General features: G+C 51.4%; 11 protein-coding genes and 1 pseudogene. 3 read left to right on the top strand and 9 right to left on the bottom strand.

Annotation, left to right across the window (positions count from 1 at the left end):
• Window positions 1–5: 5 nt before the first annotated feature.
• On the top strand, window positions 6–2,699 hold the full coding sequence (locus tag BUF15_RS18505) for a hypothetical protein (RefSeq protein ID WP_073615202.1): 2,694 nt from the start codon (window positions 6–8) through the stop codon (window positions 2,697–2,699).
• Between the two features lie 246 nt (window positions 2,700–2,945).
• Here the strand turns inward: BUF15_RS18505 and BUF15_RS18500 are convergent, their stop codons facing one another.
• The 8 genes from BUF15_RS18500 to ilvB form a co-directional block, all read right to left on the bottom strand.
• Window positions 2,946–3,794 carry a cytochrome b N-terminal domain-containing protein gene (locus BUF15_RS18500; protein WP_073615201.1) on the bottom strand — a complete coding sequence of 283 codons (849 nt, stop codon included), beginning with the start codon at window positions 3,792–3,794 and terminating at the stop codon, window positions 2,946–2,948.
• 19 nt (window positions 3,795–3,813) lie between these two features.
• Window positions 3,814–4,233 (bottom strand): QcrA and Rieske domain-containing protein, encoded by a 420-nt coding sequence (locus BUF15_RS18495; RefSeq protein WP_084554183.1) that lies wholly within the window; start codon window positions 4,231–4,233, stop codon window positions 3,814–3,816.
• Window positions 4,230–4,736, bottom strand: coding sequence for a pantetheine-phosphate adenylyltransferase (gene coaD / locus BUF15_RS18490; protein ID WP_073615199.1), 507 nt, complete (start codon window positions 4,734–4,736; stop codon window positions 4,230–4,232). The genes BUF15_RS18495 and coaD overlap by 4 nt, the downstream gene beginning before the upstream one ends.
• On the bottom strand, window positions 4,733–5,335 hold the full coding sequence (rsmD, locus tag BUF15_RS18485) for a 16S rRNA (guanine(966)-N(2))-methyltransferase RsmD (protein WP_073615198.1): 603 nt from the start codon (window positions 5,333–5,335) through the stop codon (window positions 4,733–4,735). The genes coaD and rsmD overlap by 4 nt, the downstream gene beginning before the upstream one ends.
• A 54-nt stretch (window positions 5,336–5,389) precedes the next feature.
• Entirely contained in the window at window positions 5,390–6,163 is a 774-nt protein-coding gene (pssA, locus tag BUF15_RS18480) for a CDP-diacylglycerol--serine O-phosphatidyltransferase (protein ID WP_143170775.1), read from the bottom strand.
• Between the two features lie 231 nt (window positions 6,164–6,394).
• Window positions 6,395–7,057, bottom strand: a complete 663-nt coding sequence (locus BUF15_RS18475) for a phosphatidylserine decarboxylase family protein (protein WP_073615197.1) — start codon at window positions 7,055–7,057, stop codon at window positions 6,395–6,397.
• Between the two features lie 134 nt (window positions 7,058–7,191).
• Complete coding sequence (ilvN, locus tag BUF15_RS18470; RefSeq protein ID WP_073615196.1) at window positions 7,192–7,680, bottom strand: acetolactate synthase small subunit; 489 nt, start codon at window positions 7,678–7,680, stop codon at window positions 7,192–7,194.
• A 161-nt stretch (window positions 7,681–7,841) separates the two neighbouring features.
• Complete coding sequence (gene ilvB / locus BUF15_RS18465) at window positions 7,842–9,542, bottom strand: biosynthetic-type acetolactate synthase large subunit (RefSeq protein ID WP_073615195.1); 1,701 nt, start codon at window positions 9,540–9,542, stop codon at window positions 7,842–7,844.
• A 554-nt stretch (window positions 9,543–10,096) separates the two neighbouring features.
• Here ilvB and leuA point away from each other — a divergent pair.
• Window positions 10,097–11,776, top strand: coding sequence for a 2-isopropylmalate synthase (leuA, locus tag BUF15_RS18460; RefSeq protein ID WP_073615194.1), 1,680 nt, complete (start codon window positions 10,097–10,099; stop codon window positions 11,774–11,776).
• Window positions 11,777–11,930: 154 nt separating this feature from the next.
• The gene (locus BUF15_RS18455; RefSeq protein WP_073615193.1) at window positions 11,931–12,146 is read left to right on the top strand and encodes a hypothetical protein; all 216 of its coding nucleotides are present in this window, start codon (window positions 11,931–11,933) and stop codon (window positions 12,144–12,146) included.
• 430 nt (window positions 12,147–12,576) lie between these two features.
• Here BUF15_RS18455 and BUF15_RS18450 read toward each other — a convergent pair.
• Window positions 12,577–12,816, bottom strand: a pseudogene (locus BUF15_RS18450) (IS5/IS1182 family transposase); the annotation flags it as partial.

Raw genomic sequence — 12,816 nt, 5'->3', positions numbered from 1 at the left:
GCGCGGTGGATAAGTACACAGACAGCCAGTATGACGACGACCTGACAATAGGTGCTGATGAGTATGATGACTCCTTCCAGACGAGTGATGTCGACCTGTTCGAGTTCGGCGGGGACGAAGAAACGACGATATCGCGACTGAAGACGCTGGTACTATCCATCGACTGGGAGATCACCGACGAGGTGCTGCTGCAGTTCAATGAGGAAATTCTCGATTTAAAGGATGTCTGGGCAGACGAGAAAATCCATATGGTCTATCTGCAGGCACTGGAAAAAATCGGTAAATACATCTATCGCGACAAAGCCGATTCACACCCGAACGCCATACGCCTGCTGCTGTCCATGTACTACAACCTCGAGCGGATTGTTCTTTCCGGAGAGCTGTCCGAAGCCGACAAAAAGAAAATTCTGCTCGAAGATGTGCGCCGGTTCGAAAAGTTGAAGCGGTTGATAAGCCAGGCGCCCAAGGCTCCGGCGGTTCAGCCGGTTGTTTCCAAGCCAGTTGTTCAAGAGCCTGAAGCGGGTACCGAAATCCAGTCTCTTAAGGCGATTGTTCTGGGTATTGACTGGGAGATTACCGATAACGATCTCCTGGCTTTGCGTGAAGAGGTCGCCCGCCTGGAAGAAGTGTATGCCGATAGTAAACCGAAGCTGGTATTTCTCCAGGGAATAGGGACTGTAGGGACCTATATCCGCAAGAAGAAAAGCAATGCCCATGCCGATGCCTTCAAGTTGCTCCACTCTTTTTATGAAGGTTTGGAAAAACTGGTAACGGCACCGCACCTCAGTCTTGAAGAGGAAACGGAAATCCTGAAGCCTGAGGTGAAAAAATTTAATGCCTTCAAGCAAGTTATCGCAGAAACCCTGACCAAAGAGGCTCCAGCAGGTCTCGGCGAACTTGATGAAGATGAAGATGATTACACAGGTGTCGGAACTGTTGCCCCCGCCTTTGCCGATATACCTGAAGAGGGTATCCAGGGCTTCCAGGAGGAGCTGGAAGCAGCAGCGCTGAAGCAGGAAAGTCCGATTAATGTTGATGAACACATCGATAAGTTCTTCGGGGATGAAGAAAAAGCTGTCGAACCGGTGGTAGAGACACCTGCCGTTTCGGATGCTGCCCTGGATAGCCTTGAGCAGGAAGTCGAGGAGATAAGCGAGGCTTTCTTTGGCAATGGCAGTTTGGAAGCACCGGAAAGTTTTGACATTGACCCGGAAATTGCTCTGAAGGGTGTCGATGTCGAGACCGAAGCCGATGATGATTCCGACGAAGAGGCGCTGCCGGTCATTCAAGGTGAAGTTGCTCCCGCCCTGGTAGACAGTAGTGCTGTCAGTGAATTTGCCGCAGAAATGGTGGAGGAGGAAGTTGCGTCTATTGACGAAGTGGTGGCGGTAGAGGCACCGGCACCCGCTGATGAAGTGGCAGATGAGATCTCCGGTCGTCTCGACGATTTCTTCGCCTCTGAAGAGGTAGCGGAAACAACTGAAGAGCCAGTTGTGCCATCCTTTGAGGTTCCGGCTGAAGTTGCACTTCAGGGTGTGGATGTTGAAACCCCGGAAGATGAAGAAGATGAAGAAACCCCGCCGACCGTATTTGATGAACTGACTGCAGAAGCTGAACCGGTAGCATCGGCGTTTGCTGAGATTGACGAGGTTGTTGAAGAGCCTGCAGCTCCGGAATTTGAGGAAATATCTGCGGCTCTCTCCGATGTTGAAGGTGAGGTTGAAGGTCATGACAAGGCGGCGGAAGAGGAAGTTGAGCAACGTTTTGATGAATTGTTTGCCTCCTTGCCGGATGATGAAATACCTGCACCGATCGAAGATGAATCACTGGTGGAAGAAGAGGTTGAAGCATTCTTTAGTCTTGAGGAAGAGCCTGAAGAAACTCCTGCTGCGGAGCTTGCTCCTGAGGAAGACCTGTTCGACCAGGAAATACTTGGCGTACGGGAAGAAGAGCCGGTAGCTTTTGAGATTGAAGAAGATGTAGATCTTGAAGAAGAGGTCGCTTTTGAGCCGGTGTCACCGGAGCTTGCTGTACCGGTTGAAGAGTTTGCTCCAGAAGAGGAGGTCGCGGAAGCTATTGACGATCTTGTAGATCTTCGCGGTTGCGTACAGTCTATCGGGGTTGAACTACGCGATGATATCGTCAAGGGCCTGTTCTCCGAGATAGAGGTTCTGCAAGAGCGCTGGACTGACCGTCCGCTCGAAAAAGGCTTCCTACAGTTGATGGCCACTGTCACTCAGCATATAGACCAGTACCGCTTTGCAGCCAGTGATGCTTCCGGCAGTTTGCTACTCGCCATTATGGACGATCTTGATAAGGCAACAGGTCCTGAAGCGGCTTCAGCCCAGGAACTTTTACTGGCTTCCACAGGCAGGATTCTTACATGGCAGCAGGAAATGCTCGCCAAGCAGGCGGTGTGCGGAGAAGACGGTTACCTCACTTTTGCTGATGCGACACACGTTGAAATAGAAGAAGCCGAAGAGCTAACGGCTGAAGCAGCGCCGGTTGAAACAGCGTTGGCTGAAGAAGTTGCGCCGGTTGAACCAGAAGCTGAAGTTGCAGAAACTGCAGTAGAGCTTGCGCCTGAAGATACGGAGGATCGGCAGATAACCGATATCGTGCGGCGTGAGATTGAAGCCTTGCGCGAGACCCTGAAAAAAGAGATTGCCGAGCTTCGTAAAGTAGTAAATAGCGATTGACCGGACGAGGTCGATGGATTCGTAATACGGAAAAGGCCGCCCCTCACAGACGGGCGGCCTTTTCCTTTTCTTGCTGTATCACAGAGATATGGAAAAAATCACTTGCCAACCTAAGCCAAGTGAAAAACCTATTCATCGCACCCAGCACCCAGCACCCAGCACCCAGCACTCAGCACTCAGTACTAAGTACTCAGCACTTAGCACTTAGCACCTAGTACTGCCCCCCCATTCCCACCCAAAACAACCTTACCTGACCGAGGCAATTACGGTAAGAATGGCGTAAACGACGAGCCAGCCGTAGATCAGCGAAAGCAGCAGTCGCAGATGCTTGCGACCGGATTGAGCATAGAGCAGGGCGACCAGGAAGGCGGCTGGAAAAATGACCCCGGCAAAAAGTGGATGAAGGTAACGAAGCAGTTCCTGCAGTCCCAGGAAGAACCATGGCCCGGCAATATATGTGGTGCCGAGTTTATCAGGTTCAACCGGGGCCGCTACCATAACGCAGAAAACAAGCGTCACGCAAAGGAGGGGGATATGGTCAGCCACTCTGACCCGATAGCGGCGCAGATGATTCCAGGCAAGCATTAGCCAGAAAAGATCGAGGGTTATGACATGGTGTACATAAACCCTTTGCATGCCCCAGTCTGAGACCGCGAAAAACAGGGTATTCAGTGTGTTCCCGATGAGTGGGATGGTTTTGATGATAGATTCTGCAATCATGCCGGCAGCGAAGCCGGTGCTGTCGGCTCGCAGGATATAGCCGGTAAAGAGCAGCAGCAAACCGGCAACAAGGCTGCATATCAGCAGGACCCATTCCTGGAAGGAGTAGTCCTCTGTCTTGGAATAGGTGGCAACCAGATGCGCGCAACCAAACAGAAAAAAGGCCTGACTGGAATAAAAGTGGACGGAACGGAAAAATTCCCCATGGGGCACAAGCAGATCGAGTGCGGCTACAGAGTAATACGGATCTGTAAGGTCGTATTGCAGCCCGACCACAATTCCTGAAAAGAGTGAAAGATAGAGGCTGACGAGACTCCAGCCACCCCAGCGAAAGCTGTGAAATCGATCCTTGAGGGTGAAGATGACACTCTTCATGCGTCGCCCGTAGTCTTTTTCAGATGGTGACGACATAATAGGGCGCTGTATCACGTTTTTCCACGGTATATGCAACTAAATCTATCTTGGCTGGACCGTTGACAACCTTGCCTTCCGGGGAGAAGCGTGACTGATGGCAGGGGCATTCAAGGTAATTGCCCTGCTCGTGGTAACTCACTTTGCAGCCGAGGTGGGTGCATTTGCGCGTAAGCGCCCAGGATGCCCCGTCCCGGTCAAAGAGGATAAAGTCGGAATGAACAAGAACGCCATTTGCCGGAGCCGTTGTATTAATCTCTATTTTCCTCGGTTTGGCAGGAACACGGAAACCAACAAATCTGAGCAGCGGGAAAATAAGTGCGAGCAACCCAAGACCCAGCAGCATTCGTCGGTTATTGCGAGGCTTTTGAGCTGCTTCTCTTGAAGTGTTTGATAGACTCATCGAGGGAATTTACGTTTTAGCATATCGTGAACATGGGCAGGGACCATGTCGTCGACGTTGCCGCCGTGACGCGCCGCATCACGGATAATAGAGGAACTGATGAAGATCCATCTGAGACCGGGCATAAGGAAGATAGAGTCAACCTGGCGCTCGAGTTTTCTGTTCATCAGGGCCAGCTGGAATTCATAGTCAAAGTCTGAAACGGCTCGCAAGCCACGAATTATTGCGGTGGCATTGCGTTTGACCGCATATTCAACAAGGAGGCCGGATGCGGAATCGACCTCCACCCGATCACCTTCATTATCAAAGGATTTCCGGATCATCTCCATGCGCTCTTCCAGGCTGAAAAGCGGGCTTTTGGAAGGGTTGATGGCCACGGTCACGATAACCTTGTCAAAGAGGTTGAGGCCGCGCTGGATAATATCGATATGGCCGAAAGTAATGGGATCGAAGGTGCCCGGATAGATTGCAATGGTTGGTCGTGCCGGTCGTGGGGTGCTCATTGGCGCTCCTTGACGGAAGTATCTGTTTGATGATGAAGAGAATAGAGCCAGAAGCCTGTATCTCCATAAGTACGCTGGTCGAAAAGGTGCAGCATTTCGCACTGGGCAGGTAACGATTCTGATGACCGCTCTTCGGCAACGACTATGCCGTTTGGAGTGAGAAGGTTTCCATTACCCAGATATTGAAGAGTTTTTAGAGATAACCCTTGGCTATAGGGTGGGTCAAGGAAAATTAGATCAAATATGGCTTTGCCTCCCAGAAGTGCCGGTGGCAACCCTTTTCGCAGATCGTAGCGAAGCACGGAGACAACTGTCTGATCGCCGGCTGGTAGGCAGAGCGAGATGTTTTTCCGGATAATTTCTAAAGGTTGGCGATGAAAATCAACAAAAGTGATGTCGACTGCGCCCCTGCTGAAAGCCTCAAGGCCGAGTGCACCGGTACCGGCATAGAGGTCGAGAACCCTGCTGCCGTTTACCACAGGCCCAAGAATGTTGAATAATGCTTCACGAGCCCGATCGGAAGTCGGGCGAATATCCTGTGTTCGGCCTGGAGGCGTGGCCAATCGCCTGCCCCCGGCCTTGCCGCTGATAATTCTCACGAGTATTTACAGAAGGTTAAGAGATGTTGGTTGAAAGAGGCGTGAGCAAAACAGTCACGGTGTATCGCGATAATGTTCTTTTACGGGTTCAGCCTCTTCATGGCGGGCTGACCGGCGCCGAATGAGGCGAAAAATGCCGTACAGTGGACCGGAGGGCACGTAAAGAACTGCGAGGACAAAGAGCATCACCTGTGGTTCGGCGGCAATCAGCACAAATACCAGTACCGCTGCGACCATCAGTTGAAAGGTACGTATTTTGCCGGCCTGCGGCGGCTGCTTGAAGCTGTGATAACGATGATTGGATACCATCAGGTAAGAGAGCAGGTAGACAAGCAGCAACAGGGAAATATGGGTTACCGCTTCTTCAAGACCGAGGAAGTTGCAGAAGAGAACACTGGCCGATAGCGTACCGGCGGCAGCCGGACATGGCAAGCCGGTAAAGTATTTCGAGCTTGTCTTCTGGGAATTGAAACGGGCAAGCCGCAATGTGGTTGTTGCCACATAGAGAAAGGCGGCCAGCCAGCCGTAGCGCCCGTACGGCAGAAGAGCCCAATAGTACGCCAGGATACCGGGAGCAACCCCGAAGGAGACGACATCGCAGAGCGAGTCCAGCTCCTTGCCGAACAGGCTGGTGGTGTTGGTCATTCGGGCGACCCGACCGTCAAGGCCGTCAAAAACGGCGGCGACGATGATGGCGGTGGCCGCAACAAAAAAGTCACCTTTTATCGATGCGATAATCGAATAAAAACCACAGAACAGGCTGGCGATGGTGAACATGCAGGGCAGCGGATAAAATTTCGTGCTCATTTCCTGTTCAGCGTTTTGCATGGAGTCAGAACCCTCTGGAAATAATATGAAATTTTCGACGGTATGCTGTCGACGGTTGTGTATGAAACTATACAGGATGGATGAACAAAAGGCAAAGTTTTCAGGTCTGCAAACAGGGGTGATCGGGTAAGATAAGGAAGTTGCAGGAAGATGGCATGCGTCTTAACAGGAAAGCCCGCAGATATCCGAGAGTATCTGCGGGCTTTTCCGGAAAAGGTCGGATGGTGTCGTTTAGTCGGTCGACGGTGCTTGGGAGAGTCTGGCAATCACTGTTTCACCAGCCCGGACTTTCTGGCCGACATGTACCATGAGTTCTGATTCCAGCGGCAAGTAGAGGTCGACCCGTGAACCAAAACGGATAAGGCCGAATCGCCACCCTTTTTTGACCTCGTCTCCGGGTTCGAGCCAGCAGACAATGCGGCGGGCGATAAGTCCGGCCATCTGTACGTAGGCCATTCTCTGACCTGCTGGTGTACGGAGTACGGCTGCGCAATACTCATTCTGCAGGGCACCCTTCACGCTGTCAGCGGCGTAGAATTTACCCGGCTGGTAGATGACCTTTTCCACAGTGCCGCTCATGGGATTGCGATTGACATGGACATTGAAGACGTTCATGAAAATCGAAACCTTAAAAGCCTGGCCGCCAGTGAAGGTCTCATCGGTAACTGTCTCGGCGATGATGACCTTGCCATCGGCCGGAGATACCATCAGGTCCTCGTCTGCGGGTACAAAACGTTCGGGATCCCTGAAGAAACAGAGAATAAAAGTCGTCAGCGCAAGACAAAGCAATGCTGTAAAATCATAGGATAAAACGGCGAAGACTAGGGTGGCAAATGCAGCAAAACCGATAAACGGATAACCTTCTTTTGCGACTGGGATCTGGGGTGATAGCATTGAAATCCTTATGTACGTCGTAAAATAAGCGGGGCTGGAGACGGTGCAATTACACCGTTGACATTCTCAACCACCGATCCATTGCAGAATATATTGTTCTGTAATGAAAACAGCCGATAACGACAGTTGAAAAATTATTTCTTCTTGTCGGCGCGGGCCATGGCAATGGTTCCGGTGCGGATGATTTCCTTGATGCCGATGGGGCGCAGAATATCGATGACCGCCTGAATTTTGGAAGCGGTACCGGTCACTTCCACCGCATAGCTTCGCGCACTGACGTCGACGACCTTGCCCCGGAAAATGTCGATGACCCGCAACACCTCGGCCCGGGTGGCGGCTTCAGCCTTGACCCGAATAAGGGCCATTTCGCGCTCGACATACTCCTTCTCACTGATATCGGTGACTTTGATCACATCGATCAGCTTGTGCAGATGCTTGGTGATCTGCTCAATAATCTGCTCATCACCTTTCGACACCAGGGTCAAACAGGAAATACCAGGATCGAGGGTCTCCGCCACACAGAGACTTTCAATATTATATCCCCGACCGCTGAACAGACCGGTCACCCGCGAAAGAACTCCCGGCTTATTCTGCAGGAGTACGGAAATTGTATGATTTTTCATTAAGATATCCTATGCAGTCAAAAACGCTATTTGCTTTTCTTTCAATCCATTTCCCGTAACGTTCAGCAGTGCCTCAGATGTTCGCAAGCAGACTGTCCTGCTATATTTCTAATATGCAGGACAGTCTGATCGTGAGCAGGTGAGGTGCTGATGGACGTTATCTAAACAAGAAGCATGTCGGCGACCGACTTCCCCGCCGGCACCATCGGATACACCGACTCCTCCGGATTTACCTGAAAGTCCATGACCACCGTATTGTCAGTTGCCAGTGCTTCCTTGATTACCGCTTCAACCTCGCTCTTCTTGGTGGCTCGCAAGCCGACGGCGCCAAAGGCATCGGCCAATTTGACAAAGTCGGGAGCGATATCCATCACGGTCGAGGCGTAACGCCGGTTGTAAAACAGTTCCTGCCACTGGCGAACCATACCGAGGAAGTTGTTGTTGAGAATGGCAATCTTGATCGGCAGCCCCTGCTGCCTGGCCGTGGCCAGCTCCTGAATGTTCATCTGGATCGAGCCGTCACCGGCAACATCGATGACCGTCTTGTTCGGAAAGGCCATTTGCGCGCCGATGGCGGCTGGCAGTCCGAAACCCATGGTGCCGAGTCCGCCGGAGGTAATAAAATGGCGTGGCTTGTTGAAATGGTAAAACTGAGCGGCCCACATCTGGTTCTGTCCGACCTCGGTGGTGATGATGGCATCACCGTTGGTGAGCTTATCAAGCATCTGGATGACATACTGGGGCTTGATGACGGTGTCATCATCCTTGTAGGTCATGGGGTGCTGTTCTGTCCACTCCTTGATGATGTTGAACCACGGCTCATGCCGCGCGGCTTCTTCGGCAATGCTGAAGCTATCTTCGGCGTCGAACCACTTGTTCATCGCCCTGAGGGCATAGCGACAGTCGGCAACGATGGGGACATCGACCTTGACGTTCTTGCTGATGGAGGTCGGGTCAATATCTATATGGATAATCTTGGCGTTCGAGGCAAACTCGTCGAGCTTGCCGGTAACCCGGTCGTCAAAGCGGGCACCTACCGCAATGAGCAGGTCGCACTGGGAAACAGCCATATTGGCAGTGTAGGAGCCATGCATGCCGAGCATGCCCATAGACAGTTCGTGGCTGCCGGGGAAAGAGCCGAGACCCATCAGGGTCATGGTAACCGGGATGTTCAGCTTCTTGGCCAACTCGGTCAGTTCGCCGCCGGCATCAGAAAGGGTGACGCCGCCGCCGACATAGAACACCGGCTTTCTCGCCTTCATGATCAGTTTGCAGGCCTTGGCGATCTGGCCGATATGCGGCTCGTAGGTCGGCTGGTAATTCTGCATCCTGATAGGTTTTTTTTCGGGGTAGGTGATAAGGCTTGCCACCAGGTCCTTGGGCAGGTCGACGAGGACCGGGCCGGGGCGTCCGGTTCTGGCAATATAGAACGCCTCTCGTAAAATCGAGACGATATCGTCTTTATCGCTGACCAGGTAATTATGCTTGGTGCAGGGCCTGGTTATACCGACAATGTCAACCTCCTGAAAGGCGTCGTTGCCGATAAGGTGCCGTGGCACCTGGCCGGTCAAAACCACCAGCGGGATGGAATCCATATAGGCAGTGGCAATGCCGGTAACACCGTTGGTGGCGCCGGGGCCGGAAGTCAGCAGGGCAACTCCGACCTCGCCGGTGCAGCGGCTGAAGGCATCTGCGGCATGGACTGCGCCCTGCTCGTGGCGGACCAGCACATGATGAATGTCGGAATCCATCAGCGAATCATACAGATCGATGACAGCGCCGCCGGGGTATCCGAATATTGTTTTTACACCTTCTTCCTGGAGGCACTTGATGATTGCCTGGGCGCCGGTAATTTTTCCCATTACGTGTTCCTCATGTATGACTCGCCGATTGCACGGATAAACGCCGTAAAATCAAGCTATTCGTGGTGGTAAATGTTTGCTTTTTTCTGCTCCGCTTCGTTCGTTGGTGAAGCCTCTGCAAATTCCGAAGACAAAACCGGTTGAGATGAGCTGTGAAACCGGTGAAATACCGTTGAGTCTGTGAATATATATGTCAATAATCTTGATGTCAACCATCAAGGAGGTTAGGTGTGAGGAGCGAGGTAGAAGAGGTAAAGGGTGGTGGCGAGCCACAATGGAAAAAAGCCGCTTGACAACTCTCGTCGTTCGAGTTTAGTTTATCCGGACGAATCAAGTTCGCAGTATACTGTTAATAATCTGAACATCAACAGGGAAAAATGAACAACCTGCTACTCAACCTACTACTCGGTCTATCGATGCGCACCGCGGCCAGTGCAGGGGGAGTGTAGTCCAATTTTTCTTTGATGAGCTTCCCATATGGCCGCGGTCTTTTAGACCGCGGCTTTTTTTTTGCCGATAGATTCATCGTCTGCGCATAACGAAGGAGAACGCAAATGAACCCAGAAGCAGTGAAAAAATATCGCCCGTTTCCCAAGATCGATCTGCCCCAGCGCACCTGGCCGAATAAGGCTATCAACACAGCCCCCACCTGGTGCAGTGTTGACCTGCGTGATGGCAACCAGGCACTCATTCAGCCCATGAGCCTGCAGAAGAAACTGGAGATGTTCAAACTACTGACAGATATGGGTTTCAAGGAGATCGAGGTCGGTTTTCCATCAGCATCCCAGGTGGAGTTCGAGTTTACCCGCACCCTGATTGAGGAAAACCTCATCCCCGATGATGTGCTGATACAGGTGCTGACCCAGGCGCGCGAGCATCTTATCCGTAAGACCTATGAGTCAATCCGTGGGGCGAAAGAGGTCATTGTTCATATCTATAACTCCACCTCCACCCTGCAGCGCCGAACCGTCTTCAAGATGAACCGTAAGGAGATTATTGCTCTGGCGGTGGAAGGGGCAAAACTCTTAAAAGAAGAAGAGCAGAAATACCCCGAGACGAAATTTCGCTACGAATATTCACCGGAAAGCTTTACCGGCACCGAGCTCGATTTTGCTCTCGAGATCTGCGAGGCGGTAATGGAGGTGATGAAGCCGACCAAGGATAACAGGCTGATCCTCAATCTTCCGGCGACGGTGGAACTGTCTGCGCCAAACATCTACGCCGACCAGATCGAGTGGTTCTGTAATAATATGTCGAACCGTGAAGCGGCCATTATCAGTCTTCATGCCCATAACGATCGCGGTTGTGCGGTGGCGGCAACCGAAATGGCCCTTATGGCGGGTGGCGAAAGGGTGGAGGGTACACTTTTTGGCAATGGCGAACGTACAGGTAACGTCGATATCGTGACCCTTGCGCTCAACATGTTCACCCAGGGCGTCGATCCCAAGCTTGATCTTTCCGACATCAATCGACTGGTAGATGTGTATGAGCGGGTCTGCCGTCTTCCCATTCATCCGCGTCACCCGTATGCCGGCGAGCTGGTCTATACCGCTTTTTCAGGCTCCCACCAGGATGCCATTAACAAGGGCATGACAGCCTATGAAGTAACCGATTCAGGTCTGTGGGAGGTTCCGTACCTGCCCATCGATCCCTCTGATGTTGGTCGAACATACGAGTCGATTATCCGGATCAACAGCCAGTCCGGCAAGGGTGGCGTTGCCTATATCATGGACAAAGAGTTTGGCTATAAAATGCCGAAGAACATGCATCCTGAGTTCGGTACCATTGTCCAGCAGCTGACTGACAAGGAAGGGCGTGAACTGCTGTCGAAAGAAATCTTTGCAGCATTCGAGTCCACATATCTCACAGCCAGAACACCCTATTCATTAAAGGGCTTCAATGTCATCAAACGCCATATCGACGATTCTGAGAAACTGTCTTCAGCCCTGATCGAGGCGGAAGTGCGTATCGGCGAAGAGGTGAAAACCATTACCGGCAAGGGCAACGGCCCTCTCGATGCCTTCTGCTCCGCCATGAAAAATGACATCACCGGCGAATTCACTCTCTGCAGCTACCATGAACACGCCTTAAACGGCGGTTCCGCCGCCCGAGCCGCAGCCTATATCGAAATTGAAAAACCGGAAGGCCATAAAGCCTGGGGCGTCGGGGTCGATACCGATATCATCGTTGCTTCGATAAAGGCGGTGCTCAGTGCATTGAATCGCAAAAAGTAAAAAAGTCAGGGAGGAAATTGGGGTCGGTGTCAATCACAATGCGAGCAATTCAATTGATCCTGGCCCCATTGTCCCTGGCGGAGCAAAAAATACGTAATCTCTATTTTCCGGTGTTAGCCAAACTTCACCGTGACTTCAGCGAAAAGGCCAGCCAATGAAATATGGCCTCTCACAGCAGGATATCGATATAGCCATAAAGGGCAGGGCAATCGAGCAGTCATGTGTGAGTGGTCTTTCCTATGCTCTCAACGAGGAGTCTTCTCTTCCCTACTTCTTTGACATAATTCATTATGAGAGCATTTCTGAAAAGGCACTGATTGAGCATATCGATCGTGTTGGCTGCCAGATCTATGTACGAGAAGCAATATGATTAAGGCTACAGTGCGCTAACCCCAACCCCTTACCCCTCACACCTAATTCCTTACCCCCTAGCCCTTATCATTAAAATATGATAAATTTCTACTAACTTGATTTTTCATAAAAAAGGCAACCCTTACGAGGGGCGTATTGCCAGAGTATCTTTCGACAGAGAGATAGCTGTGAGATACCATGATCCTGTAACTCTTCGCCGTTTCTGTTTCATCGAATTGGAGAGATGAAAGATGGAGACAATGTCAAAACTAGAAATTCTAGAAACATTACAGGCCCTGAAACCTGAACTCATAAAGAGATACCATGTTAAGGGTATGGAATTGTTTGGGTCTGCTGAAAGAGACGAACAGCATTCACATAGTGAGCCTCTTGCAAAATGACCAGAGCGTGAGGCTTTGCACTGTGGCCACAAATTGATCTTTGACAACTTAACCAAGCAGCCGTAAAAGTTGATCTGAAAATAATGTGATAACTCCAAACATCAGGTGGAGGGACACCTTCGCGTGCCCCTTGACCATGACGTTGTTGGCACCAAAATCTTCTTTCAATCGGCTGTTTGCCCGTTCCACGCTGGAGCGAATTTTATAGCGCTCCGCTTCGTGAGGAGCCATAGGTAAGACATCTTTTCCACGTCCATTTTTATCGATGATAGGGACATGTCCAAAGCC

This window comes from Desulfopila aestuarii DSM 18488 (genome assembly GCF_900143695.1).
Taxonomy (GTDB): Bacteria; Desulfobacterota; Desulfobulbia; order Desulfobulbales; family Desulfocapsaceae; genus Desulfopila; species Desulfopila aestuarii.
This window is presented reverse-complemented; position numbering and strand designations above follow the sequence as displayed.

What these genes read in the sequence shown, in the direction of transcription:
- ilvN (WP_073615196.1), bottom strand. Translation starts at nt 7,680, where the DNA reads ATGAAAAATCATACAATTTCCGTACTCCTGCAGAATAAGCCGGGAGTT.
- coaD (WP_073615199.1), bottom strand. Translation starts at nt 4,736, where the DNA reads ATGAGCACCCCACGACCGGCACGACCAACCATTGCAATCTATCCGGGC.
- BUF15_RS18475 (WP_073615197.1), bottom strand. Translation starts at nt 7,057, where the DNA reads ATGCTATCACCCCAGATCCCAGTCGCAAAAGAAGGTTATCCGTTTATC.
- pssA (WP_143170775.1), bottom strand. Translation starts at nt 6,163, where the DNA reads ATGCAAAACGCTGAACAGGAAATGAGCACGAAATTTTATCCGCTGCCC.
- ilvB (WP_073615195.1), bottom strand. Translation starts at nt 9,542, where the DNA reads ATGGGAAAAATTACCGGCGCCCAGGCAATCATCAAGTGCCTCCAGGAA.
- leuA (WP_073615194.1), top strand. Translation starts at nt 10,097, where the DNA reads ATGAACCCAGAAGCAGTGAAAAAATATCGCCCGTTTCCCAAGATCGAT.
- BUF15_RS18455 (WP_073615193.1), top strand. Translation starts at nt 11,931, where the DNA reads ATGAAATATGGCCTCTCACAGCAGGATATCGATATAGCCATAAAGGGC.
- BUF15_RS18495 (WP_084554183.1), bottom strand. Translation starts at nt 4,233, where the DNA reads ATGAGTCTATCAAACACTTCAAGAGAAGCAGCTCAAAAGCCTCGCAAT.
- BUF15_RS18500 (WP_073615201.1), bottom strand. Translation starts at nt 3,794, where the DNA reads ATGAAGAGTGTCATCTTCACCCTCAAGGATCGATTTCACAGCTTTCGC.